The organism is Microcoleus sp. S13C4, assembly GCF_036700865.1.
Classification (GTDB): Bacteria; Cyanobacteriota; Cyanobacteriia; order Cyanobacteriales; family Microcoleaceae; genus Microcoleus.
This window is the reverse complement of the sequence record NZ_JAUBPS010000002.1, coordinates 155,415-180,638: the sequence shown is the minus strand read 5'-3', so window position 1 is coordinate 180,638 and position 25,224 is coordinate 155,415. Positions and strand designations below refer to the sequence as shown.

The following is a 25,224-nucleotide window of genomic DNA, read 5'->3' as shown; positions in this document are numbered from 1 at the left end:
GATTCTTAGTATGCCTGTATACGATTATTTTTGTCCCAAAAACAATCAGCAGTTAGAAGTTTCGCACAGCATGAACCTGGAAGTTTCGACTTGGGGCCAACTGTGCGAGTTAGCTAAGTGCGAACCCGGGGAGACTCCCGTAGATGCTCCGGTACGCCGACTGCTGAGCGCTCCGAGGTTGATGAAGCCGACATCCGACACCGATTATAAAAATTCTGGTTTCAGCAAGTACGTGAAGCGGGATGAAGGGGTTTATGAAAATGTCACGGCTAAGGATGGTGAAAGCCGTATTGTCAATCGAGATGGTAAGCCGATTAAAGACTGAGAACCCACAATAATCAAGTTTTCAGTTGAGTGAATTACAGATATTGGGTAGGGGCACGGCAACGCCGTGTCATTTATTTGATCCGATTGACAAATTCTATATTATTCAGATTATATTATGCCCATGCAGACGGAAACAAAACGCGCCACAGGACATAATATTATTTGCCAAACCAATCTTTCATTTTTTGTTTTGCTTGTGCTTTGGTATCAGCATTAATATATACTGAAACAGTAGCTATTGCCGCCAGCAATACTCCCAAATCGTCTGTAAATCCGATGCCGACTAATATATCGGGAATGGCATCGACCGGAGATATAAAATAGGTCAAAGCTCCAACTACAACTCCTTTTGCCCAAGCAGGCACGTTTGGGTTCTGAGCCGTATAGTAGAGAATCAAAGCTTTTTCAACTACTTCTCTTCCTGCGGTTAAAGCAAAGTTTTTAAGTTTAGTCCAAAAACTTTCATCTGAATAGTTGATTTTGGGGTTGCTGAGGTTTGTTGCGGTTCCTTTTCGGTCGATCAAATCGAGAGGAATGCCCTTAGTTTTAAGCTGGGAAACAGTAGAATTGAAGGAGGCTGATGCCTGATTTTTATTAGGGGTGGCCTCCCGTATTTGTTTCATGTCTGCGATGAATTCCTGCATGGCTGGGATTTGCAATTCGGAAACCGCCAGCAGTTTTTTTGCGGATTGGATCGCCTCGCTTTCTGCGGGATGCAGCGTCTTATTTGCCCCAGCCATGTTAATTAAAAAATACATGACTCCCAAACGCAGCGGTTCTTCTGACTGGCTGAGTGTTTGCAAACAATCGCTGAGTGATGGGGGACTGGCTGTGTAGGATTGGATTTGAGTTTTTGCAGAGTCAGAAAATTTGTCTAAATTTATGGTTTTAAACAACAAATCTAGTTCGTCAATATCAATGGAGCCATCGGCGGCTGCGATCGCAAACAAAGAACCATAAAAAGCTAAAAGTTCGCTTTCTGAGGATGTGGCAAAAATATCTCTTTCGGACACGATGCTACTCCGATTGATAACGACGCTTTGCATTTTACCACAAAACTCAGCGCGCCATGATTTAAGAAACCGGCAATAATTTGAGAGAACATGACACAATGGAGAATTTTTTATGAAAGTTGCGATCGTCGGCTGCGGCTATGTGGGTACTGCGACAGCCAAACATTTACGTGGCAAATCTGATTGTACCGTGACGGCGACAACTACCACGGCGACGCGAGTAGTTGAGTTGGAGGGTGTCGCGCAGCGGGTAGCCGTGCTCAAAGGAAATGACAAAGATGCGATCGCCTCTGTACTGCAAGAACAAGATGCTGTTATGCTGTGCGTCGGTGCTCCAAATCCTCATGCTTATCGGGAAAGTTATTTAGATACGGCGACAACTTTAGTATCGGTTTTACAGCAGATACCGACTGTAAAGCAGGTTATTTATACGGGTACTTATTCTGTGTATGGCGATCGCCAAGGTGAATTGGTAAATGAAGAATCACCCGTCGCACCGGCTAATCCAAACGGTGAAATTCTCGCAGAAACAGAACGGGTTTTATTAGCAGCATCTAGTCCCAATCTTCACGTCTGCATTCTCCGTTTGGGAGGAATTTATGGGCCTGCGCGAGAATTAGTTAAAATCTTTGGAGGCTGGGCTGGTAGCACTCGTCCCGGTAGGGGGGAAGATGCTAGTAATTGGGTGCATCGAGATGATATTGTTGGGGGGTTAACTTTTGCTTTGGAAAATCGATTGCAGGGAATTTACAATTTAGTCGGGGATGTGTCGCTATCCAGTGGTGAATTGCTCGATCGCATTTTTGAAGCTCATAATCTGCCTAAAGTTTCTTGGGATGGAAGTCCTAGTGTGCGGCCTTATAATGCGAGGGTGTCGAATCAAAAGATTAAGGCGGCTGGTTATCAGTTTGTTCATCCTGAGATTAGGGAATTTTAGTTGGGCAATCGCTCTTTTTCTTTACCGCCGATGCAGGCGGATAGACGCGGATGAACGCGGATGAAGAAAGGGCAATATTGACAGATTTAGATTTTTTATTCATCTGCGTTTATCCCTGTCCATCTTCCGACATCGGCGGTTCAAAAAAAGCCCTTTTAATCACTAATTAACTTACCCCATAATCCCACCAAAAAAGTCGATCGTCTCTTTCAACGCTTTCACAAACACATCAATCTCCTCGCGAGTATTGTAAAAATACAAACTCGCTCTGGCAGTAGATGAAACGTTCAAATAGCGGTGTAAAGCTTGCGTGCAGTGATGCCCGGAACGAATCGCGACTCCCTCCTGATCTAACATGGTAGACAAGTCTTGAGGGTGAATTTCTCCCGCAGTAAATGCCGCCAAAGCTGCCCTACCTTCGCCGTTGCGGTCTGGCTGCGCGCCGTAAATTTTGATTTCGGGAATTTGCCACAATTGTTGGAACATATAAGCAGTCAATTCAGCTTCGCAAGCGTGAATCTTATCCATGCCAATGTTACTAAGATAATCGATTGCTGCATCGAGGGCGATCGCACTCACGCCCAAATCTGTGTTTTCCACCCAAAATTTGAGTAAATTATGAGCATAATTGCTGATTGACAAATGCAACCCGCCGCTTAAATTGTCACGGGTGTGCTCGCCCATCAGTGGTGTTGGAGAAGCTAGCCTGAGCGTGAGACTAGAAAACCTACAGTATTCTGGGTGGTCGCTGACGAAGCATAATTTTATTTAAATAGACTTGACAATAAGATTATAATTTTCTATGATTTTATTAATTTCAAAAAGGTACTAAATTCTCATGGCTAAGTTTCTGAAACAATTGCTAGTTTTTAGTTTAGTCATTTTGTTGGCTTCTTCTTTGTTTATAACGTCTGCTGAAGCAGCAAACCGGAAAGGAAGTACCCGGAAGGGTGGTTCAAACAGTCATGGGAAAGGAAGTCATTACGAAGGTGGACATTTTATTGAACAAGTTAGTAGTTCAATTACTACGTATAACTTAAAAGGTTATCAGGCGAGTAATTAAGTTTTATTCAATTACTTGGTTGCAGCAAGTAGGGTGGATAATGCCACCCTACTTACTTGGGACATAAAACCCGCAAAAAATGGTTTCGTCTGTGTAGTTCAGATTTCAACCCCCACCTCACAAGCTTACCCCATAATCCCACCAAAAAAGTCGATCGTCTCTTTCAACGCTTTCACAAACACATCAATCTCCTCGCGAGTATTGTAAAAATACAAACTCGCTCTGGCAGTAGATGAAACGTTCAAATAGCGGTGCAAAGCTTGCGTGCAGTGATGCCCGGAACGAATCGCGACTCCCTCCTGATCTAACATGGTAGACAAGTCTTGAGGGTGAATTTCTCCGGCAGTAAATGCCGCCAAAGCTGCCCTACCTTCGCCGTTACTGTCTGGCTGCGGCCCGTAGATTTTTATCTCGGGAATTTGCCGCAATTGTTGGAACATATAAGCAGTCAATTCTGCTTCGTAAGCGTGAATCTTATCCATGCCAATGTTACTAAGATAATCGATTGCTGCACCGAGGGCGATCGCCTCGCCGATTGCAGGCGTGCCGGCCTCAAATTTGTGCGGCAAATCGGCATAGGTGGAATAATCGAGAAACACGTCAGCAATCATCTCGCCGCCGCCGAAAAACGGAGGCATTTCTCTCAGCAAGTCCAGTTTACCGTACAGAAAACCGATGCCAGTGGGAGCGCACATTTTATGACCGGAAGCAACCAGCCAATCGCAATCTATTGCTTGCACGTCTACTATCATGTGCGGCACGCTTTGGCAAGCATCAATTAAAACTCTGGCGCCGAAACTGTGGGCAATTTCGCAGATTTCTTTGACTGGACTGATGCAGCCTAAAGTATTAGAAACGTGAACGGTTGACACCAATTTAGTTTTATGGGAAATCAGCGTTTTAAACTGTTCCAAATCAAATTCGTTAGTTTCCGTTAGCTCGACAAACTTCAGCACCGCACCGGTTCTTTGAGCCATCATTTGCCACGGAACGAGATTGCTGTGGTGTTCCATTACCGACAGGATAATTTCATCTCCGGCTTGGAGAGTGCTCAAACCCCAAGAATAAGCAACCAAATTAATCGCTTCGGTGGCGTTGCGAGTGTAAACAATTTCTTGCCGCGACGCGGCATTTATAAACGCCGCAACTTTGTCTCTAGCACCTTCGTAAGCATCAGTCGCTTTGGCGCTGAGAGTGTGAGCGCCGCGGTGCACGTTCGCATTGTATTGTCCGTAGTAATCACGCCAAGCGTTGAGCACAGCTAGGGGTTTTTGAGAAGTAGCTGCATTGTCTAAATAAACTAGCGGTTTGCCATTTACTTTTTCATTCAAAATTGGGAAGTCGCCGCGCACTTTTGATGCAAGTGTTTTTTCTTGAATAAGTGTCATATTTTTTGAAGTTAGTGATTTGTCGTTGGGTGGAGGCGGGTTTACGAGATTGTTGGTTTTAGGCAATTATTATTCGTGAAACCCGCCCCTACAGGCTGTTAAAAATGGTGCAAGATGTGGTAGGGACACAGGACTGCTGTGTCCTCTGTGTCCTCATCTTTATGAGTTATCCTTGGATAGCAACACAGGTAGAAAGCATTTTGGCAACGCCAATAATTGGCAACTGATTGAGAATTTCGGCGGCAAAAGCATCGATTAGCAAATAGCGACTTCTTTCTAAATCCAAACCGCGACTTTGCAAGTAGAAAAGTTCATCATCTTCTAATTGACTGACAGTTGCACCGTGGGAACATTTAACGTTGTCGGCGACAATTTCCAACTGTGGTTTAGTGTCTACGCGAGCTCTCGGCGACAGCAACAAATTCCGGCTCAATTGTCCGGCATCTGTCAATTGTGCGGCTTTGCGAACGAAAACTTTGCCGTTAAATACAGCGCGAGCTTTGTTACCGATAATACACTTATGCAATTGGCGGCTTGTACCGTGGGGGTGGTTAAAATCGATTAAACTGTGAGTGTCTGCTAACTGTTCCCCAAAGGCTACGCTTAAGCCGTTTAAAGTTGTTTCAGTGGCTTCGCCGCGCTGAAAAACTTCTAAATTGTGCCGCGATATTTTGCCTCCCAAGCTGATAGCATGGCAAGTGTAACGGCTATTACGAGATTGTTCGATCGCACTTTTGCCGATATGAACAACCTCCCCACCTTCCCGCTGCAGCCGAACGTGATTCACAGTGGCGTTTTCGCCGACAACAACATCGGTTACAGCATTCGTAAATGCAGCGACATTACCGATAGTTGCGTAATCTTCAACCAGCGTGACATTGCTTCCAGGCTCAGCTATGACCAAGCAGTGCGGCTGGGACATCGTGGGAGATGCACCAGGCGCTGTCAGGAACAGCAAGTGAATCGGAAGGTCGATCGACATATTGGCCGGCACGAACACCACCGCCGAATCCGCCAAACCCGCAGCATTCAGCGCGGTAAACACCTCAGTTTGCTGTCTGTGCTTGCTCAAAACATCGCTGATGCGCCCTTGATATTTTTCGGGTACATTGGATAGATTACCTGCGTAAAAGTCGAGCGGCAAATTGGGAAAAACCGACGACTCCACCGTTGACAAATCCGGCGCATAAAAACCGTTGACAAATACCAATCTTAATGGTAAATCTGCCTTGTTTTTCACTGGCATAATGATATCAGCCAGCTTAACTGTTGACTGATTGCTCTGGGGTATATGAAAAGGAATTTGCAACACCGCCGACAAATCAGTAAAGCGCCATTCTTCATCCTTCACCGTCGGAAAACTCGAAGAAAGCACGTATTGAGTCGCCGCATCCCGCAAATCCTGCAACCCGTAAGCAGAACTTTCCTTATTAGCTGCGCCCAACTTGCCGCACTGATTCACCAAATCAGTCAAAAACATTTCCCTACTAGCAACTTGCGTATTCATCATCGCGCGCCTACTCCTGCTGCTTCCTCTTCCACAACCCAGTCATAACCGCGCTCTTCCAATTCCAGCGCCAACTCTTTAGGGCCAGTCAAGATAATTCTGCCCGCTTCCATGACGTGAATAAAATCAGGAATAATGTAATTCAGCAACCGCTGATAGTGAGTAATTACCAACATCGAATTTTCAGCAGTTGACAACTGATTCACACCGCCGGCGACAATCTTGAGAGCATCGATATCCAAACCCGAATCAGTTTCGTCTAAAATAGCTAATTTCGGTTCCAACAACGCCATTTGCAAAATTTCATTCCGCTTTTTCTCGCCACCGGAAAAACCCTCATTAACGCTGCGGCCTAAAAAAGAATCATTCATCTTGACAATATCCAGCTTGTCCTCGATTAAATCTTGGAAATCAAAAGCATCCAATTCTTCCAACCCGCGATGTTTGCGGTGAGAATTGTAAGCCACGCGCAAGAAATCCAGATTGCTAACGCCGGGAATTTCTAAAGGATATTGGAATGCAAGGAAAACGCCAGCCAAAGAGCGTTCTTCCGGCGGTAACTCCAGCAGGTTCTGCCCCAGAAAAGTAACTTCTCCACCCGTTACTGTATAAGCAGGATGGCCGGCTAATATCTTGGATAAAGTGCTTTTACCCGAACCGTTGGGGCCCATAATCGCGTGAATTTCACCCGATTTAATTTCCAGATTCAAACCCTTAAGGATTTGGGTATCTTCCACATTCGCAGTTAAATCGCGGACGGATAGCACCACTTGACTATTTTCAACAATCATCTATTTTTTTCCTTTGCCTCAATGCACTTTACAGTTTTTTCTTCTCGTTCCTAGGCTGTACCCATTGGTGACAATTTAACGTTAAACCGATAGTCCGCCAGGGAATGAATTCCCTGTCTCAAAGCTAAAGTCCTCTGAAGAGGACTGAGAAGAAAATTTTAAACTCATTAGTCCTGTTTAGAGGAGTTTAGCTATTAGCCAAGGAATTCATTTCCTGGCGGACGGGGAGCTTAAGTTGTCACCGATGGACTCGGCCTGGAAGGGTTTATCGGCCGCGACAATTATCCGACACTTCCTTCCAGTTTCAGACTCAACAGCTTATCAGCTTCCGCCGCAAATTCCATCGGTAACTGATTGAAAACATCTTTACAGAAACCGCTAATCATCATGGAAATAGCATTTTCTGCGGAAATTCCCCGCTGTGCGAAGAAGAACAATTGCTCTTCCCCAATCTTAGAAGTAGAAGCTTCGTGTTCCACTTTAGCAGTATGATTCTGCACTTGAATATAAGGGAAAGTATTCGCTTGAGCGTTGTCGCCAATCAGCATGGAATCACACTGAGAGTAATTGCGAGAGCCTTTAGCGTTCGGCCCCATTTTTACCAAGCCGCGATAGCTATTGGATGAATTTCCCGCAGAAATGCCCTTAGAAATAATCGTGCTGCGAGTGTTTTTGCCAACGTGGATCATTTTGGTGCCGGTGTCAGCTTGCTGTTTGTTGTTTGTCAGCGCTACCGAGTAGAATTCGCCTACTGAGTTGTCACCGACTAAAACGCAACTGGGATATTTCCAAGTAATCGCAGAACCGGTTTCTACTTGTGTCCAAGAAATCTTAGAATTGACTCCTTGACACAAACCGCGTTTCGTCACGAAGTTGTAAATACCGCCTTTGCCGTTGGCGTCACCAGCGTACCAGTTTTGCACTGTGGAATATTTGATATCGGCATTGTCCATTGTTACCAATTCCACGACGGCGGCGTGCAGTTGATTGGTGTCAAACATCGGCGCGGTGCAGCCTTCTAGGTAAGAAACAGAACTGTTTTCTTCTGCAACAATTAGGGTGCGCTCGAACTGGCCGGAATCTCCGTTGTTGATGCGGAAATAGGTTGACAATTCCATGGGGCATTTTACGCCTTTGGGAATGTAGACAAAGGAACCGTCGCTGAACACGGCGGAGTTGAGGGCTGCGAAAAAGTTATCGCCGACTGGTACGACGCTGCCGAGATATTTTTCTATTAATTCGGGATAATCTTTGACCGCTTCTGAAATGGAACAGAAAATAACACCATCTTTGGCTAACTTTTCTCTAAATGTTGTGGCAATTGAAACGCTGTCGAAAACGGCATCGACGGCAACATTTCCGAGGCGTTTTTGTTCGGAGAGGGGAATGCCGAGTTTCTCGAAGGTTTCTAGGAGTGTCGGGTCTACTTCGTCCAAACTGTTGAGCTTTTTGGGCTTTTGTTTGGGCGCGGAATAGTAGATAATTTGTTGGTAGTCGATCGCGGGATAGTTGACGTGGGGCCAGGTGGGCTCGGTCATTGTCAGCCACTTCCGGTATGCTTTGAGGCGGAATTGCAGCATGAATTCCGGTTCGTTTTTCTTGGAGGAAATCAGGCGCACTACATCTTCGCTCAAGCCGCGGGGGATGGTGTCTGATTCGATGTCGGTGACGAAACCGTATTTGTAGGGTTGGTTGACTAAGGTTTTGACTGTGGTAGAACTCATTATTTTGCGTGTTCAGTGTTCTAGATAATGCTCTCTGGATGGCAGACGGGGCAATGCCTGTCTGGGCTTGAGCGAGTTCTGCTGGACTGCTCTGGGAAGTTAAACAACTGGTTTGTTGCTTTACTATATTTTAAGCTACATTAACAATAGTGATATTGTCAAAGTCAAATTAATAATTTTTTGTGAAGATGATGGAGACTACTCAGCAGACTTCCACGAAACAAGACATCCTGCAATATTTGCTTAAGGGGGATAAAGGGACGGCTCTTGAGTTGGCGGAGTCTTTGGATATCAGTCCGCAGGCGATTCGCCGTCACTTGAAGGATTTGGAGGCGGAGGGGCTGATTCAGTATCAGTCGGTTCAGGCTGGGATGGGGCGGCCGCAGCACATTTATGAGCTTACCAGTCTGGGGCGTGATCGCTTCCCGAATCGTTACGGTGATTTTGCAGTCTCTTTTTTGGATACTTTGGCGGAAACCGTCGGCCGCGAGCAAGTGATTACTATCTTGCGAAAACAGTGGCAGCGCAAGGCTATGGACTACCGGCGGCTAGTGGGTGCAGGTTCGCTGGAAGAGCGGGTGACTAAGTTGGTGGAACTCCGCAGGGCTGAAGGTTATATGGCTGAGTGTTATCCTGTAGAATCTGTAGAGGTTGGGATTTGCGATCGCAACGTTAAGGGCGATCGATTTGTGTTGATGGAACACAACTGCGCGATTTCTAATGTTGCTGAAACTTTCCCGAGTGTGTGTGGCAATGAGTTGGAAATGTTTGCAGCGGTTTTGCCGGACTGTATTGTGGAGCGGACTCACTCGATTATTAATGGGGAACACCGTTGCGGTTATTTGATTGCAAGAAGGAAGGAAGAAGGAAGAAGGAAGAAGGAAGAAGGATGAGAATTTCAAATTCCCAATTACCAATCCTAAATTCCAATTACTAATTACTAATTACCAATTACCAATTTTTAATATATGGAACCGCTAGCAGATTTTTTAAAGCCGGAAGAGTGCGCCGAAGTTGATATGGCGCTGCTGTCGTCGAAGGAAAAGTTTTCGGCGCGGGTGGCAATTTATGCTTTGAGGGTGCTGAAGCAAATTTCTGAGGAGACGGGTTTGCGCGTGGCTGAGGTGACTAATGGGCAGGTGATGGATTGGATTAAGAATGATGAGAGTATTAAAGGGTCGATCGAAGTTGATGCGAGTTTTGAAAACTTTTTTACGAATTTGGTAATTGCGTCTTTGCGGCCTTTGAGGCAAATTGCGACAGAAGCCGATGGGGCGATCGAACAATTAACAGTTAAGCAGGTTGTGGCGTGGTTTGTGAAGGACGGGAAGATTCGCAGAGAGCAGGGAACCGATGCGGCTTTTTTGGACTTGTGAGTTAAAGGTCGATCGCTCCCACTGGCAAATAATACGTCAAACTCGGCTATTGGGGGCGGTTTCGGGCGATCGAAAAAAAGTTTTGACAAAGGGGTTGACAGACAAAGGAAAAGTTGATAAGGTAATTAAGTCGAGCGAAAGAGATGCAGCGCATCAAACAAAACGCAGACACAGGATTAAAAGTTTTCAAAGCTTTCCTGGTGCTTATGATGTAATGGAACCACTCCGATCCATCCCGAACTCGGTTGTTAAACGTTGCTATGGCGAAGATACTCGGCGGGTCACTGCCCGGTAAAATAGCTCAGTGCCAGGTTAATAATAAATTAAAGCTCTTTTCCCGCAACAACGGAAAAGGGCTTTAGTTTTTTGAGGAGTTATTAGTCATCTACACCACAGCAAGTCTTGGGCCATTTGTAGAAATCTCAATATTCTCGGCCAGCAGCAGATTTTGGGTCGATCGAACTTGATGCGAGGAAAGGAAAACTTTTTTACGAATTTGGTGGTGGCGTCCTTGCGGCCTTTGAGGCAAAGTGCGACAGAATCTCGGCTATTGGGGGCGGTTTCGGGCGATCGAAAAAAACTTTTGACTTTGGGGTTGACAGCCTGGGGAAAAGTTGATAAGGTAATTAAGTCGAGCGAAAGAGATGCAGCGCATCAAACAAAACGCAGACACAGGATTAAAAGTTTTCAAAGCTTTCCTGGTGCTTATGATGTAATGGAACCACTCCGATCCATCCCGAACTCGGTTGTTAAACGTTGCTATGGCGAAGATACTCGGCGGGTCACTGCCCGGTAAAATAGCTCAGTGCCAGGTTAATAATAAATTAAAGCTCTTTTCCCGCAACAACGGAAAAGGGCTTTAGTTTTTTGGGGAGTTATTACTCATCTACACAACAGCAAGTCTTGGGCCGGCAGGATGCCTAACCCCTACTGCCCACAAGAATTGTTAGAGATGTCTTTGGTGCGAGTTTTGTAGAATTTACGAATTTGGTGGTGGCGTCTTTGCGGCTTTTGAGGCAAATTGCGATAGAAGCCGAGAGGGCGATCGAACAATTAACAGTTAAGCAGGTTGTGGCGTGGTTGGTGAAGGACGGGAAGATTCGCAGAGAACAGGGAACCGAGGCGGCTTTTTTGGATTTGTGAGTTAAAGGTCGATCGACAACACTGGCAAATAATACGTCAAACTCGGCTATTGAGGACGGTTTCGGGCGAGTTCAAAAAAAGTTTTGACAAAGGGGTTGACAGACAAAGGAAAACTTGATAAGGTAATTAAGTCGAGCGAAAGAGATGCAGCGCATCAAGCTTAACGCAGACACAGGATTAAAAGTTTTCAAAGCTTTCCTGGTGCTTATGATGTAATGGAACCACTCCGATCCATCCCGAACTCGGTTGTTAAACGTTGCTATGGCGAAGATACTCGGCGGGTCACTGCCCGGTAAAATAGCTCAGTGCCAGGTTAATAATAAATTAAAGCTCTTTTCCCGCAACAACGGAAAAGGGCTTTAGTTTTTTGGGGAGTTAGGCGAAAAGAGAAAGTGAAGATTACAACTAAAACCTCATAGCAGATAACTTCAAAAGCCTAACAGAAAACCTTTCGGCGGTGAGGCGCATTTTGTTATACCGCATCACCCTTTTGCTGTTGGAAAGGGATTTGAAGGACAAACTCCGTTCCCTGACCAGGTATTGAGAAGCAATCTAACTTACCGCCATGTTTCTCAGTGACAATCTGATAGCTAATCGGTAGCCCCATGCCCGTTCCCTTACCGACAGACTTTGTGGTGAAGAATGGATCAAAGAGGCGTTTCTGAACAGATTCAGGCATTCCCCTTCCGTTATCAGAAATGGCAATTTTTACCCACTTTGAATCAATCATGGCAGTCCGAATGGTAATCAGGTTGGGATTTTCCTGGATCTCCTGATAGGTTCGTTGGACGTTGGCTTCTTCCAGGGCATCAATGGCATTTGCCAGGATGTTCATAAACGCTTGATTGATTTGACCAGGATAGCATTCTATTAGCGGTAGATTACCATAATCACGAATTACTTGAATCGCTGGACGTTCTGGTTTATCTTTCAAGCGATGCTGCAAAATCAACAACGTACTATCAATGCCCTCATGAAGATCGACGGCTTTGAAGTCAGCTTCATCCATTCGTGAAAAGTTGCGGAGTGACAAAACAATCTGACGAATCCGATCCGTGCCGAGTTTCATGGAGTCGAGGATTTTAGGTAGATCGGTTTGGATAAACTCCATATCAATATCTTCCGCCTCAGCTTGGATTTCGGGTGCTGGGTCGGGATAGTAATTCTGGTAGAGTTGCACCAAACCTAATAAATTGTGGGCGTATTCCTGCACATGATTCAGGTTGCCGTGAATGAAGTTGACGGGATTGTTGATTTCGTGTGCGACCCCTGCCACCATTTGCCCCAAAGCAGACATCTTTTCGCTTTGCACCATTTGAACCTGAGTGCGTTGCAGTTCCTCTAAGAGTTGTTGCAACTGCGTATTTTTGTCGCTGAGTTCTTGGGTTCTTACCTCGACTTGAGATTCAAGGGTTTGGCTGTAGTTTTCGAGTTGTTCGTTGGCTGTTTTTTGTTGCTGTAACAGTTGTTGAACAGCGCGAATTAATTGGTTAAAAGCATTAGCAAGCGTTCCAATCTCATCATCTTGCTCAATAGTGGCTTGTAACTCAAAATTAGATTCTTCAGTGGATCTTCTGGCCACTCTAGTCAAAGCTTGAATGGGTTGGGCAATTGCTCGGCTCGTCAAAACTGCCAAAAGAATGGCGATCGCAACAGACAATCCGATACTTGCAACTACAACTTTCTCAGCAACTTCACTAGCCTGTTGATCTAATCTTGTTGCTACCTCAAGTTCTTGGTAAGCTTGGTCAATTAAACCCACCAAATCATCCGAGATGCCATCGAATTCAAGCGCCAAATCGCTGTTGGTAAATTCCAACATCAGGGCTTGGGCTTGCTCAACATCAGTGGGTGAGGCAAGATTCAGACTACGAATTCGTTCAACTCGGCGTTCTAATTCCTGTGAGTAGAGTTTGGGCACATCGTCATAGGTTTGCAACAAGGCTGTAATCGTTGCGTGACGCACAGCAGCTTGTAGGGTCGGAGACTTTGCCACAAATGCCTTAAGTTCAGCCCAAATTGCGTGAATTTCAGTTTCATGCTTCAGCAGGTGAGCATATTCATGCTGAAATTTTTTTTGGTCTCGCACTAGAGGGATGAGTTGTTGTTGATGGGTTCGGGTTTGGAGAACACGAGATTGCAGACGATGCAGAAGTTCCACTTCGTTACGCGCGTGTTGTTCTCCCTCTTCAGTCTCTTGTTGATAACGATCGCCAACTCCAAAACCAGCAATTGTTCCACACACAGCAATGCTGAGAGCAAGGGTGTATCCTAAACCGATCTTTTGCCCAACTCTGAGACTGGATAACCGTTGTCTTAAACTCTGGTGCACCATATAACCTTCTCTAGGCCTACAGGAGATTTGCTTGACCGAGTGCCCCTATTTGCTCATTTTAAGCCTTTAAGCTTGAAAACGGAAAACTCCTATGTTTAGGATAGGTTTTCCCTTACAGCGTTTACGTCTTGAATTTACGCTTTTCTAAAGGTTCTACCTAAATCGTGCAGAACCCCGAAGTAGTTTGCCACCCCGCCACTTCCAAAGTTACCCGCAAACGCCGAACATCTTTTTTGCATTCTAAATTAGCACAACTATCCGAATTCCACCCGATCAAATTTCGTGCAAAATTCCCCTCAGCGCTAGTTGCCCACCGTAAAGTCTCCGGCTAGTCTTGAGTTAGATGAACTGCTATAGCTTTTACTGTAGCTTAAATTCGCTATCGGGCCATTAGTCATTACTTCCAAGCGATCGACCTCCTCGAACCTTTTTGCTCAAGCTTTGGCAATATCGTCTGGGAGTTTTGGCTCAGCTATTCTATTTTGGTGCTTGTGCATCACCAAGTCGAGGAAGTGGTTGACTTCGGGCAAAAATGATTCTGGAAGTTGCTGCAATAAGGGCGATCGTAATATCAGGAATAGTCATAATAATTGCCCATTCCAGTCGTTTTTATTTTAATACAATCATAACAAGCGATCGCCCTTATTTTAGCAGTCAAGAGTGGGCTTTACCGTTATTGAGAAAATAAGCGATTGCTGCATCCCCCAAACCTTTTGTAGCAATTGTACTAGCTCCCGCAGACAGCACGCTGCCGAAACCAGGTACGAATTTCAAAGCGATGTCAGCGATGGCCCGCATTCCAGCATCTGCACCAGCAGCTACTCCCCCAGTTACCGCAAAATCTTTGATTGTTTGTTCCGAAAACTCCCGACCACTGAGCCAACCGATATACATCACCATAAAAGTTTGAATAGCTGCAACCCCTGGTATTGCTGCACCAGGTATCGGGATTGCGGAGACAACACCACTCAAGCCTGAACAGGCGACAACAACTGTATTAGCAGCAGTGAGTTGAAACTCTGCAAGGTGTGCCATTCGTGCGAAAGAGCTACGTGTTTCTCTTGGCGTATATTTGATCATTGTTTCAACTAATTTAGTGATATTCCATCGGTAGTCCTTGCCAGAAAGTATCAAGCCATTTCTGCCATTTTCATACCTAGCGTATGCAACGGTTGGAACAACCTCCTTTATATGAAAACGCAACTTCTCCCGCTGTTGTAAATAACCATAAAAAGATTTAACTTGTGCGTCAATATTGTGATTTTTCTCCTCGTCATCGGTCGGCAAACGTTCGTATGGAGGAGCTACTTGATCGCAGTGGGTTAAAACTCCTATCATGGGCAAATCACGTTTATACTTGTTCTTAATTTCCGTGAGAATCAATGTACAAATATCAATATCCTCTTGACTGCCACTATGAACTTCTGTCGCCTTGCAGATAAAAAGAACAACATCTGGACACTCTTTGTTTACAGCTTGCATGATGCTGTCAAATGGACTTTTTGCTGGATCGGCTTGTCTTGGAGCTTCTGCTTCCTGTAAACCGCGTGTGTCCAGAATATGTAGTAAATCAACGCCGTCATGATGATAATCTTTCCATTCAGCCTTGCCTGTCTCTGGCTTTGTATCACTCACTTCTGCAACTCTCAACCCGCATATTGCATTAATTAAGGATGATTTACCAGCTCTAGATCGACCAATTACCATGATTCTTGGCGATCGTAGTCCTTGCATAGCAGAGCGTAAACTGTTCAGTTTCTCTTGAATGTCGCCTTTCAGTGGAACAATGCTGGGGAGACTATCAACAATTTTTAGGATTTCTGTTACTAAAGATTCATTGCGGTTAATCGCCTTATTTGTCTCGTCAGAAGCAGGCATATTCAAACTCCCAGTTTAGATAGTAATTATGTGTGAAGCTTCGACAGCAATAATTAAGCGGAAAATATGAATTTTATTTCATCAGGTTCGTCCTCATTTAGCAAGGAAAATATTGTATTTGCATTCATTATGACCATATTCGCGGAAGGTCATAGGCATCAGAAGCAGCATCATGACTAATCAAAGTAAGGCAATGATTTAACTTTATGAAGATTAGTTATGATTCCGAAATTAGCGGCTGCATCTAAATTGTTAGACTGCTGAATCTAAGCCATATTGTAATAACATTTTCCCATAATCATTTAATTCATAAATAACACCTCCAGAAAGACGTTTATCCAAATATCCACCCTCCATACCAGCCAAAATAAGTAGTCCAGCATTTTCAAGACTTGCAGCAATATTCGGATTGCTCTGGATACCATATGTAAAGCTAGTCAGGTAATTTAAGTCAGGCATATATACACGATCGACTATGAACCATAATCGCATCATATCCTCATAGGATATATCTCCGAGCGTACAACGATCAAGTAATCGTCCTAAAATTGATGGTTTTTCAATGCTGTCTGCACGGTCAATTAGCAGTAATAAATTTTCTCCAAATATACGCTTTTGCTTGGGATTTTGACCCATCCATTCAACGAATTTTTGACGTTCCTGAAGGGATGTATTGGGTAGCTCTTTCCAGAAGTTTATGATTTTCTGGATGAAGAGTTGCTGTCGGATTTCTACACTAGCTTGGTATAAAGAAACAACAGTGTTAAAAAATGGAACATCACGAAATACACCTTCCTTTAAAATAGTGTCCAATCCCACTTCCGCAAAATCACGCACTGTGGAACCAAGGTGTTCACTGGCGATGGAATTGACCAACTCAATACTTATTTTTTGGTTCATTTGTTGTCTCATGTTGAAATTGACCGTCCCACTAATAACCTTAAAGTAATCTAATGCTGAGCATCCACATATTCCTTCATATCCTCAAGCGGCTCATCAAAGTCATCAGGTAGCGGTAGAACAAACATTTCTTTCATTGTTCCGGCCACACGACGCTTCTGTGTCGGCTTTTCTTGAGTTGAGTTTTTAGCCTGCTTTTCAATCAAAAACTCAATATAATGAAGGACTTCTGTCTGAAGAGACTCAGGGAGTTCTGCTAATTTTTCTCAAATGACTGGCTGTATCATGGTTTCTTCTCGCGATCGCCCCATCTACTCCATTAAAGCACCAAAACCCAATGTCAGCAACAGAATACCCCATTATCTAGTGCGATCGCCCCCGCCTCCCAAATGCCGATCGCCCCCGATCGCACTGACACCCTCATTATTTTCCAACTTGCCTAAAATTACCCGATAGACTATTCTTCCTAGTAGATATGATCTTGATATAACAACCAACAAAAACATGACAGCAATATTACCGCCTTGGATAGTTTTAGACTCCCTATTGCACAACTGGCTACTCGAAGATATCGGTAGGGGCGATCGCACAACATCGGCCTTATTTCCCGCAAACAGCATGCAGGGTACTGCTAAATGGATTGTCAAAGAAGCGGGAGTCATTGCCGGATTGCCAATTGCCGATCGCACATTTAAACTTTTAGACAGCAGCCTCAGTTTCATCCCCCAAGTACCAGAGGGGAAACTGTGCGAAAAAGGAGAAGTAATCGCCGAGATTTCCGGCAATTTCGACGCCCTGCTAACCGGAGAAAGAGTAGCATTAAACTTGGCAATGCGTTTGAGCGGCATCGCTACTTTAACTCAGAAATATGTTGACAAAATAGCCGATTTGCCCGTGCAATTGGTGGATACGCGCAAGACAACGCCGGGGTTGAGATTGTTGGAAAAATACGCAACTCAAGTCGGCGGTGCTTGCAATCACCGGATGGGCTTAGATGACGCGGTGATGATTAAAGACAATCACATTGCGGCGGCTGGGGGAATTGCAGAGGCGATCGCCCTAATTCGCAATTCTATCCCCTATCCGCTAACAATCGAAGTAGAAACCGAAACTCTGGCTGAAGTAGAAACAGCTTTGCAGCACAAAGCGGATATTATCATGTTAGATAATATGTCCTTTGATTTGATGCGGCAGGCTGTGGCAATAATTCGCCAAAAGAGCGATCTGGTAAAAATTGAAGCTTCCGGCAATGTTACTTTAGAAACAATTAGAAGTGTAGCCGAAACCGGAGTTGACTATATTTCTACCAGTGCTCCGATTACGCGATCGACTTGGCTGGATTTGAGTATGAAAATTAATAGTTAGTTGACTGTTGACTGTTGACTGTTGACTGTTGATTATTTGTTGGTGTGAATAACCAACAAATAATCAATGCCCAATTCCCAATGCCCAATGCCCAATGCCCAATTCCCAATTTCCAATTACTTGGAGATAAAATGAACCCAAAAATTCCCGTCAGGCATACAGAGGCTGCGGATTAAGCGGTAAGTATAGTGCAAGTAAGCACCGCTGACACTTGTATCGTAGCCACTTCGGAACCACTCGCCATAGGGATCGTGAACGAAGAATCCCTCGCTGTCGTAGCCTGCGACAACTATAATGTGACCGAAAGACGTGAAATATCCGTGGATGACAGCGGGATTTCCGGTGGCTAGCCAATCTTGAACGTCATCAACAGTTGCATTCTCGGTAAAGAAATCTTGAGCGCCGTAATCTCTAACAATCTTTGCTAAATCGTAGGGGTCCCAGCGACTGTAACCTTTGGCGATCGCATATTCGTAGAGTTCGTCTTCATATTGCCCGGTTTGTTTGCGCCGTGGCACCTTCAAAAAGTCCATACACATCGCTAATGAAGTTACATTGCAAGAACCTGTAGGATTGTTCAAGTTATCCATTTGCGAGTGATAAGGAATGCCAAGCCTGACAGTTGGGGGATTCGGTTTCGGAAAAAACAGAACGGTGTCTTGAGTAATTTGAGCGTGTGCTCCGAAAACATACCAAATTCCTGAACCTTTGAAAGACTCGTTGCGGAGAGCAACTCTGATGTGACCGCGAGCCGGAGCAAAAGCCAAGATCTCAAACTCTTTTCCGGCTGGTATTACTTGTTTTTCCGAGTCCTGAAGTTGAGAAGACGCCAGCGGTTTTGATTTAAAAATGGTGTCTCTGAGCGTTTTCAGGATGAGGGGATGTGTGGGAATCTCCTCTGGTTTGGTTTCAATCAGCTTTTTGGCTGTGACTGCTCCCAAAAAACCCGGTTCGCCGCACTTCATCAGAGTTTGAAATCGGTGGAGGGTGGCGGTAGAGAGAGGACCAAAAATTGCGTCTACGGGAGGTTTGAGTAAACCCAGGTCAATGAGGCGGCTTTGAATTTGGCCACTGAGTTCGTCGTCAGCAGCGATTGCTTTGGCATCGTACCTAATTTTTGAGTTGAGAAAGTTTTGTAGTTTCATGCTTGCGTGCCCCTGTCAATCGATTTTAGATTTTAGATTTTAGATTTTAGAATTACGATCGCCGATCAATCGGGTTTCCCTAGACTAAATTGCTTGCTCCTCAATAATTCCCAGTTTATCGTCTCATAAAATTACGGTAATTTTGCCGATCACTCGATTTTATATTTTAGATTTTAAATTTTAAATTTTATATTTTAGATCGCCGATAAACCCGGTTTCCCTCGACTAAATTGCTTGCTCGTCAAAAATTCCCAGTTTATCGTCTCATAAAATTACGGTAATTTTGCCGATCGTCCCTACCTTAAAGGCTTCATATTAATTATTTGATACAAAACCTTCAAGGCGAGAGCCGATCGAATTTCACGCACTATTGACTAAAAATCCCTGGTGCCCGTTGACATTGTTTCGGCAGAATGCCGAATGCTGTTGGATGCCTCAAAACCAGAGGGATGGCAGAATTCCCCTGTTGAGTCGAAGTCAGATTTATGCTTCGTCCGGGCGAATTACCACAACACCCATTGCGTCGGGAGACAGATATTTGACGGCGGCTTCTCGGAGATCCTCGGCAGTCTGAGCTTGGATGCAGGCGGCATAGTTGAGGGCGGGAGCGATATCTCCTACCATCGACTGATAGTAACCGTACAAACTTGCTCGATCGCTCGGAGTTTCGTTACCAAAGATAAACCGATTTGCTACTTGGGTGCGAATGCGGGAAATTTCGGCATCTGTCACAAGTTCGGTTTGGAGAGTGCGGATGTGTTGGACGATCGCAGCTTCCACTGCTGGCAAGTTTTCTGTCGGTAGTTGAGCGGAAATCGAGAAGATGCCGCCGAGTCGCTGAGTCATGTTGCTGACCGAAATTGACGACACTAGGCCTTTTTCTTCGCGCAAATCCTGAACCAAGCGAGTTGTGCGGCCGTGACCCAATATTGTCGCCAAAACGTCCAGGGCATAAGTTTCGGACATTTCCATGAAACCTGGCACTCGCCACATCACGATCAGTCGGGCTTGCTGAAGGGCAGAGTCTACAAATTCGCGGCGGACTGTTTCTGTAAACGGCGATTCTTGGCCGTAGTTCAGAATTTCGGGTTCTGGGTGAAAGTTGCCGACAGCAGGCACGTTTATTTTGTTGTTTTGTGCTGTACTTTTTGCTGCAAAACTGTCTGCGACAATTTCTATTAGTTGCTCGACTGGCAAATTGCCTACAGCTACGGCTGTCATGGCCCCTGGGTGATATCTGCTGCTGTGGAAATCCCGCATTTGTTGCGCTGTCAACTGTTCGATTACGCCAGTCGGACCGAGTACCGGTCGCTTGTAGGGCAGGACTTCAAATGCTAATTCCATCGATCGCTGATAGGTGCGGCGGCGGGGATTGTCTTCCGATCGTCTAATTTCTTCTAAGACTACCAGCCTTTCGCGATCGAAGGCGTCGTCGGGAATGCTGGCGTTGAGCAACACATCGACTTGCAGGGGAGCTAGTTCGGCAAAATCTTTAGGGGCTGTGGTGATGTAGTAGTTAGTGTAATCTTGGCTGGTGGCAGCATTGGTGACAGCGCCGCGCTGCTCGATCGCGCGCTCAAATTCGCCACTGGGAATGCTCGGAGTTCCCTTAAAAATCATGTGTTCTAAAAAGTGAGCCATCCCGTTAATGTCGTCTGGTTCGACGGCTGAGCCTAAATTGAGCCACACGCTGAGGTTAACAGCATCGACCGGCAAGTGTTCGGCTATAACGGTGAGGCCGTTGGGGAAATGGCGGATTGTTGGGGCGTTGAGGGGCGATCGGGCTGAGGTTTTGACTAAGGTTGATGTCATTGTGCTTTTATATTTATCTTGTTCTCTATATCTTAAAGGGTCTTTAAGGAAGAGCTCAGGCATTGGGCATTTGGGGCGATAAATGCAATGGGATATGGACGGAAATGCACGCACCGAGTTTTTGGTTTTCCTGGAGGAAGTCTTGTTAACGTATTTCTGGGATCGCGAGCGTTAATTTATCCTAATAGTTGCCCAAGTCCTCAGTTTTTTTGGTGACAGCAAAAGATGGAAAATCAAAGATTGAACAAAAACTTAGTATTTCCACAAGCAGCTTTTCAACGATTTTGGCGATCGACTTCGGGGAAAATCGGCTTAATTTTGACTGTAGCGCTGATGAGCTCGGCACTGTTGGCCCCCCTACTTTTCCCTTACGATTCGGCGGTCGATCGAGATTATTTGTCGCGCTTGGTGGCTCCTAGCGCTAAACATTGGTTTGGCACCGACGGTTTGGGGCGAGATTTGTTGGTGCGGGTGTGGCACGGATTGGGGATCTCTTTACTTGTTAGCCTGGTTTCTGTGGGTGCGGGTTTAATTGTGGGAACGCTTTTGGGGCTGGTGGCGGGGTATTTTCGGGGGTTGCTGGAAATTGCGATCGGCACTTTGGCGGATATTTTGTTAGCTTTTCCTTCGATTTTACTGGCGATCGGCGTTGTTACCGTCACCGGGCCGAGCCTGCAAAGCGTAATTATCGCTGTCAGCCTCGTGCAAATTCCGATTTACATCCGTTTAACTCGCAGTATGGTGCTGTCTCTGAGGGAACAAGAATTTGTTTTGGCTGTCAAAGCCTTGGGCGCGAGCGACTTACGGATTATTTTTCGCCACATTTTGCCGGGAAGTCTCGCGCCTCTAGTTGTACAAGCAACTCTTTCGACTGGTACGGCGACACTAGAAGCTGCTGGTTTGGGTTTTTTAGGTTTGGGCGCACAGCCGCCGGTTCCTGAGTTGGGGACGATGCTTTCTGATGCTTTTAAGGGCGGATACGCTCTTTCGTCTCCTTGGACGATCGTGTTTCCAGGTTTGCTAATTACCTTGACTGTTCTTGGTTTCAACCTTTTGGGGGATGGCCTGCGAGACGTTTTAGACCCCAGAGGGAATTAGAGGGGGAGTGGGGGAATTTATACTTTTGCCTTTTGTCTTCTTTCTGGCTTTTACCTTCTGCCCTCTTCCCTCTGCGCCCTCTGCGGTTCATCCCTCTTCCTTCTTCCTCACTCTAAAATCTAAAATCTAAAATCTACATATATAGTGACTTGACTGCTGTCACAATCTACGCGAAACTTTACATACAACTGATGTATTGCTTCTACCTATTAATAACTTCTGTTAAGTTGTGACTCAAAACCTATCAATTAGTCAAAATTGATATAGCGCTTTGTCAGTCAGCCAACTCTCAAGAAGCTACTTCAGGAGGCATCGTCCCTGGCTTGCTGGTGTCGGTGTCTGTTCTCAATATTCCTATTCAGTCAGCCCGGATTATGGAAACACTAGAGTTTGTGATCTATCCAGATGGCCGCGTACAGGAAACAGTCACCGGCATTGTCGGTGCTTCCTGCGCTGAGGTAACGGCTGCAATTGAAGCTCAGCTCGGCGTGGTGCTTCACCAAGAGTCAACATCTGAATATTTCACGCAAGCGCTGCATCAGTCAGCCGAAGCGACGGCCCAAGTGGCTTTTAGCGATTGGTAATTTTTTTGTTGAGTTCACTTAATTTTTTTTGGAATCACCATGTCACACTTTAGCCAAATTAAGACCCAGATCCGCAATTTGAATTCTTTGGAAGCTGCTTTAACTGACTTGGGTATCGACTGGAAGTCGGGTCCAACTGAGGTGCGTGGCTATCGCGGCCTAACCAGCACCGCTGAGGTCGTGATTGAGCAAAAAAACGGCTACGACGTAGGTTTTAGCTGGAACGGGACTGAGTATGAATTGGTGGCTGACTTGCAGTTTTGGCAGCAAGCTTGGTCTGTAGACCGTTTTCTGAATAAGGTGACTCAGCGCTACGCTTACCATACTGTAGTGAATGAAAGCGCCAAGCAGGGTTTCCAAGTTTCTGAGCAAAAGCAAAATCAAGACGGTTCTATCCGTTTGGTGGTGCAGCGCTGGTGCGCTTAATAATTTTGCGAGCTTTTTGCAATCTTGTCTCATCAAAGTCCGCTGCTGCGGACTTATTTACTATTGTGGGGGTCTAAATGTCTGAGCTTTCTGGACTCGGAATAGATACAGCAATTGATCGCTCTGGTTTAGAGCCGGAGTTGGGAGGTTTTTTGCGGGATGCGCCCGATCGCTCTGGTTTGGAACCGGAGTTGGGCGGCGTGTTGCGCCAAAAAGGTGTCTATGTTGATGAGATTACCTGCATTGGCTGCAAGCACTGCGCTCACGTTGCTCGCAATACTTTTTATATTGAACCGGATTACGGTCGATCGCGCGTAGTTCGACAAGACGGGGATTCTGAAGAGTTGATTGCTGAGGCGATCGACACTTGTCCCGTGAATTGCATTCATTGGGTTGATTACACCGAACTCAAGAATCTGGAAGAAGAACGCAAGGATCAGGTGATTCCTGTCGTTGGTTTTCCGGTGGATTTTGCGATGGTTAAGGCCGGTATTCGCCAGCGACAAAAGAATAAGTTGCGCGATCGTAAGTTCAAAGGTAGCCATTGAAGTCCCCAATTCACATCCACAGCTTGAAACCTGTGGCTCAAACAACAAAAACAGCCCGCGCGGGCTGTTTTTTGTATAGATTGTATAATTCAAGTTTATTTGAGAGGATGGTGCTCAGCGAGAATTTTCTCAACTCTAGCTTCGTCGATTCTGGCAGTTAATGTTGTTGCCTCGTTGTTATCGCGAATGGTTTTTGCTAAAGTAAAAGACGAGCCGACAGAAAAAGTTAAACCCATACCCATAAAAGCTTTTTGCCAGGGGTCTACCTGTAAATAAATGATACCTACAGTAGTTGCCGAAAGGGCAAGAATAAAAGAAACCCAGCACTGAAGTATCCAAGCATTAGTATCTTTTTGGCGTATGATTTGTTTCTGCATAGTGCCTCTAAGTCAAATATATCTTTTGGTTGATTAACTTAAAGAATAAATAGCCTGAGTGGAGCGGTCAGGAGAGGAAGGGACAGTTTCGATAAGTGAACAGTGCGATCGAACTTTTTACTAAAAACTCTAACGCTGTAGATAGGGTTTGAGGCTCAAGAAAGACTCGCAGCGAGTGGACAGTTTGAAAACTCCACTAAGGAAAGCCAGTTTTTTCTCAAAATAGCGTAAGGTGCGCCGAAGAGCACCTTAGTTCTCCCAGTCGCCCTCCGCAGACTTCGTTTGACTCTCGACAGCGGTTGAAACCGCCGGGTCTTATCTAGTTCGTTTTTGTAGCCCCAGTTTCAACCGCCGAGTTTTATTTACTTATTTTTCTGCTGAGTCTTCGCTTGTTCGATCGCAATTTCCCTGACTGCTTGGAAAGAACTCAAATTCGATGCACCCTCAATAGCCTTCACCGCCAAATCTTGAACCTGTTTCAAAGCAGAATCCAGTTGTTTTGACAAGCTAGCAATGCGCTCATCTTGATTTTGAATTGTCTGCAACATCCCTTGAATTTGCAGTTCATAATTTTGCTTTTGCCCTTCAACATCTTTAGCAGACAAATCCGCCTTAACTTTAGCTTGATAATTGCCAATATTGCGACCGTTATCTTTCCCGTTCTTGATATTAGCTTCCAGTTCTTTCGGGAAAGCTTCTACCTTCGCTTTCACCTCAGCATAAAGTTTTTCCCGTTCCGAAATAGATTTTTCGCGTTCCGCCCACTGTTTCTCCTGTTCTTGCTGAAACTCTTCGATTTCTTGATACAGCATTTTCTGGCGCTGTTCGTATTCTTCGATGTCCAGATTTCGCTGAAGATTCAAATCATAATCATACAACTCTTCATCCCGCTCACGAGCTTTTTGGTGATGCTCATTGCGTTCTTTAACGGCCAACTTTTGCAGTTCCTGCTCTTTTTCCCAAGCTTGTCGGCGTTCCAACAATTCCTGTTCAACAGTTTCGCGCTGTTCGCTGAGCTCGCCAGCAAAAGTTTTGGCGCTTTCTTCGTACTGTTGAATTAAATTGTCCAGCGTATCTTCTGCAACATCTTCTAAACTGTGCAACTCTTGCAGTTGTTGAATTTCCTCGCCCACAGTGCGGCGCAATTCTTCGACTTTAGCAGCTTCGGAAGTTAATTTTTCCGACAACTCGCTGACAGCGCCACCAAAGCTAAATTGCAGCAAAATCAAATTGTCGATTGTGGACTGCATTTTGTGTTGATTTTGAGTTAAAGCCATTGATTTTGGTGCCTCCACAAGAGGTTTTTCTGGGACTGCTGTTTGCTTTTGAGAAGCGTTTAATAGTTGGATTTGCGATTCTAGCTGCGCTTTTTCTTGCGCTACTTCCTTGTACGCTTCTAAAATTTCAGCCTTGGTGCTTTTGTCGCTAACTCTTTTGTTCATGACTTTTCATTCCTTAAGTGTTGGGAAAATTTATGTCATTTTTTC

The 25,224-nt window shown here is 45.2% G+C and carries 24 protein-coding genes, 3 rRNA genes and 2 pseudogenes; 14 read left to right on the top strand and 15 right to left on the bottom strand.

The window, feature by feature from the left end; all coding sequences use genetic code 11:
- Nucleotides 1-10: 10 nt before the first annotated feature.
- The gene (locus tag QT996_RS02120; protein ID WP_333044226.1) at nucleotides 11-325 is read left to right on the top strand and encodes a zinc ribbon domain-containing protein; all 315 of its coding nucleotides are present in this window, start codon (nucleotides 11-13) and stop codon (nucleotides 323-325) included.
- A 160-nt stretch (nucleotides 326-485) separates the two neighbouring features.
- Here QT996_RS02120 and QT996_RS02115 read toward each other — a convergent pair whose 3' ends face one another.
- Entirely contained in the window at nucleotides 486-1,340 is an 855-nt protein-coding gene (locus tag QT996_RS02115; RefSeq protein ID WP_333044225.1) for a DUF1232 domain-containing protein, read from the bottom strand.
- Between the two features lie 112 nt (nucleotides 1,341-1,452).
- Here QT996_RS02115 and QT996_RS02110 point away from each other — a divergent pair, with 112 nt between their 5' ends.
- On the top strand, nucleotides 1,453-2,277 hold the full coding sequence (locus tag QT996_RS02110; RefSeq protein WP_333044224.1) for an NAD-dependent epimerase/dehydratase family protein: 825 nt from the start codon (nucleotides 1,453-1,455) through the stop codon (nucleotides 2,275-2,277).
- A gap of 171 nt (nucleotides 2,278-2,448) precedes the next feature.
- Here QT996_RS02110 and QT996_RS02105 read toward each other — a convergent pair.
- From QT996_RS02105 to sufB, 5 genes and pseudogenes are all read right to left on the bottom strand, one after another.
- Nucleotides 2,449-2,850: pseudogene (locus tag QT996_RS02105) on the bottom strand (aminotransferase class V-fold PLP-dependent enzyme); the annotation flags it as partial.
- A 615-nt stretch (nucleotides 2,851-3,465) separates the two neighbouring features.
- Entirely contained in the window at nucleotides 3,466-4,728 is a 1,263-nt protein-coding gene (locus QT996_RS02100) for a SufS family cysteine desulfurase (RefSeq protein WP_333044223.1), read from the bottom strand.
- Between the two features lie 166 nt (nucleotides 4,729-4,894).
- On the bottom strand, nucleotides 4,895-6,238 hold the full coding sequence (gene sufD / locus QT996_RS02095; protein WP_333044222.1) for a Fe-S cluster assembly protein SufD: 1,344 nt from the start codon (nucleotides 6,236-6,238) through the stop codon (nucleotides 4,895-4,897).
- Nucleotides 6,235-7,026 (bottom strand): Fe-S cluster assembly ATPase SufC, encoded by a 792-nt coding sequence (gene sufC, locus QT996_RS02090; protein WP_333044221.1) that lies wholly within the window; start codon nucleotides 7,024-7,026, stop codon nucleotides 6,235-6,237. Before sufC ends, sufD begins: the two co-directional genes overlap by 4 nt.
- 281 nt (nucleotides 7,027-7,307) lie before the next feature.
- The gene (sufB, locus tag QT996_RS02085; protein WP_333044220.1) at nucleotides 7,308-8,750 is read right to left on the bottom strand and encodes a Fe-S cluster assembly protein SufB; all 1,443 of its coding nucleotides are present in this window, start codon (nucleotides 8,748-8,750) and stop codon (nucleotides 7,308-7,310) included.
- 188 nt (nucleotides 8,751-8,938) lie between these two features.
- Between sufB and sufR the strand changes: the two genes are divergently transcribed.
- The 6 genes from sufR to rrf (QT996_RS02055) all read left to right on the top strand — a co-directional run bounded on the left by sufR (nucleotide 8,939) and on the right by rrf (QT996_RS02055) (nucleotide 11,583).
- Nucleotides 8,939-9,643, top strand: coding sequence for an iron-sulfur cluster biosynthesis transcriptional regulator SufR (gene sufR, locus QT996_RS02080; protein WP_333044219.1), 705 nt, complete (start codon nucleotides 8,939-8,941; stop codon nucleotides 9,641-9,643).
- Between the two features lie 75 nt (nucleotides 9,644-9,718).
- A complete protein-coding gene (locus QT996_RS02075) occupies nucleotides 9,719-10,126 on the top strand; it encodes a hypothetical protein (RefSeq protein ID WP_333044218.1) in 408 nt (135 codons plus the stop codon).
- 196 nt (nucleotides 10,127-10,322) lie between these two features.
- Nucleotides 10,323-10,439, top strand: a 5S ribosomal RNA gene (gene rrf, locus QT996_RS02070).
- A 384-nt stretch (nucleotides 10,440-10,823) separates the two neighbouring features.
- A 5S ribosomal RNA gene (rrf, locus tag QT996_RS02065) occupies nucleotides 10,824-10,940 on the top strand.
- 179 nt (nucleotides 10,941-11,119) lie between these two features.
- Nucleotides 11,120-11,269, top strand: a complete 150-nt coding sequence (locus tag QT996_RS02060; RefSeq protein ID WP_333044217.1) for a hypothetical protein — start codon at nucleotides 11,120-11,122, stop codon at nucleotides 11,267-11,269.
- Between the two features lie 197 nt (nucleotides 11,270-11,466).
- Nucleotides 11,467-11,583: ribosomal RNA gene (rrf, locus tag QT996_RS02055) — 5S ribosomal RNA — on the top strand.
- A gap of 158 nt (nucleotides 11,584-11,741) precedes the next feature.
- Here the strand turns inward: rrf (QT996_RS02055) and QT996_RS02050 are convergent.
- The 5 genes and pseudogenes from QT996_RS02050 to QT996_RS02035 form a co-directional block, all read right to left on the bottom strand.
- Nucleotides 11,742-13,604: an ATP-binding protein gene (locus tag QT996_RS02050; RefSeq protein ID WP_333044216.1), complete on the bottom strand. Its 1,863-nt coding sequence runs from the start codon at nucleotides 13,602-13,604 to the stop codon at nucleotides 11,742-11,744.
- 157 nt (nucleotides 13,605-13,761) lie between these two features.
- A pseudogene (locus tag QT996_RS28565) lies at nucleotides 13,762-13,917 on the bottom strand (DUF6753 family protein); the annotation flags it as partial.
- A gap of 341 nt (nucleotides 13,918-14,258) precedes the next feature.
- Nucleotides 14,259-15,482: a GTPase gene (locus QT996_RS02045; RefSeq protein WP_333044215.1), complete on the bottom strand. Its 1,224-nt coding sequence runs from the start codon at nucleotides 15,480-15,482 to the stop codon at nucleotides 14,259-14,261.
- A gap of 252 nt (nucleotides 15,483-15,734) precedes the next feature.
- Nucleotides 15,735-16,382 carry a hypothetical protein gene (locus tag QT996_RS02040; protein WP_333044214.1) on the bottom strand — a complete coding sequence of 216 codons (648 nt, stop codon included), beginning with the start codon at nucleotides 16,380-16,382 and terminating at the stop codon, nucleotides 15,735-15,737.
- A gap of 50 nt (nucleotides 16,383-16,432) precedes the next feature.
- A complete protein-coding gene (locus QT996_RS02035; RefSeq protein WP_445304535.1) occupies nucleotides 16,433-16,588 on the bottom strand; it encodes a DUF2281 domain-containing protein in 156 nt (51 codons plus the stop codon).
- A 64-nt stretch (nucleotides 16,589-16,652) separates the two neighbouring features.
- Here QT996_RS02035 and QT996_RS02030 point away from each other — a divergent pair, with 64 nt between their 5' ends.
- Entirely contained in the window at nucleotides 16,653-16,838 is a 186-nt protein-coding gene (locus QT996_RS02030; protein ID WP_333044213.1) for a hypothetical protein, read from the top strand.
- Nucleotides 16,839-16,886: 48 nt separating this feature from the next.
- Nucleotides 16,887-17,747 carry a carboxylating nicotinate-nucleotide diphosphorylase gene (nadC, locus tag QT996_RS02025; RefSeq protein ID WP_333044212.1) on the top strand — a complete coding sequence of 287 codons (861 nt, stop codon included), beginning with the start codon at nucleotides 16,887-16,889 and terminating at the stop codon, nucleotides 17,745-17,747.
- 116 nt (nucleotides 17,748-17,863) lie between these two features.
- Here the strand turns inward: nadC and QT996_RS02020 are convergent, their stop codons facing one another.
- Both QT996_RS02020 and QT996_RS02015 read right to left on the bottom strand, forming a co-directional pair.
- A complete protein-coding gene (locus QT996_RS02020; protein ID WP_333044211.1) occupies nucleotides 17,864-18,892 on the bottom strand; it encodes a C39 family peptidase in 1,029 nt (342 codons plus the stop codon).
- Between the two features lie 483 nt (nucleotides 18,893-19,375).
- Complete coding sequence (locus tag QT996_RS02015; RefSeq protein ID WP_333044210.1) at nucleotides 19,376-20,704, bottom strand: pitrilysin family protein; 1,329 nt, start codon at nucleotides 20,702-20,704, stop codon at nucleotides 19,376-19,378.
- Nucleotides 20,705-20,929: 225 nt separating this feature from the next.
- On the opposite strand from QT996_RS02015, the gene QT996_RS02010 reads away from it, so the two are divergent.
- From QT996_RS02010 to QT996_RS01995, 4 genes are all read left to right on the top strand, one after another.
- Entirely contained in the window at nucleotides 20,930-21,802 is an 873-nt protein-coding gene (locus tag QT996_RS02010; protein ID WP_333044209.1) for an ABC transporter permease, read from the top strand.
- A 374-nt stretch (nucleotides 21,803-22,176) separates the two neighbouring features.
- Complete coding sequence (locus QT996_RS02005) at nucleotides 22,177-22,386, top strand: DUF2997 domain-containing protein (RefSeq protein WP_015176940.1); 210 nt, start codon at nucleotides 22,177-22,179, stop codon at nucleotides 22,384-22,386.
- 39 nt (nucleotides 22,387-22,425) lie between these two features.
- The gene (locus QT996_RS02000) at nucleotides 22,426-22,812 is read left to right on the top strand and encodes a DUF1257 domain-containing protein (protein ID WP_333044208.1); all 387 of its coding nucleotides are present in this window, start codon (nucleotides 22,426-22,428) and stop codon (nucleotides 22,810-22,812) included.
- Nucleotides 22,813-22,889: 77 nt separating this feature from the next.
- Nucleotides 22,890-23,360, top strand: a complete 471-nt coding sequence (locus tag QT996_RS01995; protein WP_333044207.1) for a ferredoxin — start codon at nucleotides 22,890-22,892, stop codon at nucleotides 23,358-23,360.
- 95 nt (nucleotides 23,361-23,455) lie between these two features.
- Here QT996_RS01995 and QT996_RS01990 read toward each other — a convergent pair whose 3' ends face one another.
- Nucleotides 23,456-23,737 carry a YiaA/YiaB family inner membrane protein gene (locus tag QT996_RS01990; protein ID WP_333036187.1) on the bottom strand — a complete coding sequence of 94 codons (282 nt, stop codon included), beginning with the start codon at nucleotides 23,735-23,737 and terminating at the stop codon, nucleotides 23,456-23,458.
- A gap of 362 nt (nucleotides 23,738-24,099) precedes the next feature.
- Entirely contained in the window at nucleotides 24,100-25,179 is a 1,080-nt protein-coding gene (locus tag QT996_RS01985; protein WP_333044206.1) for a hypothetical protein, read from the bottom strand.
- Between the last annotated feature and the right edge of the window lie 45 nt (nucleotides 25,180-25,224).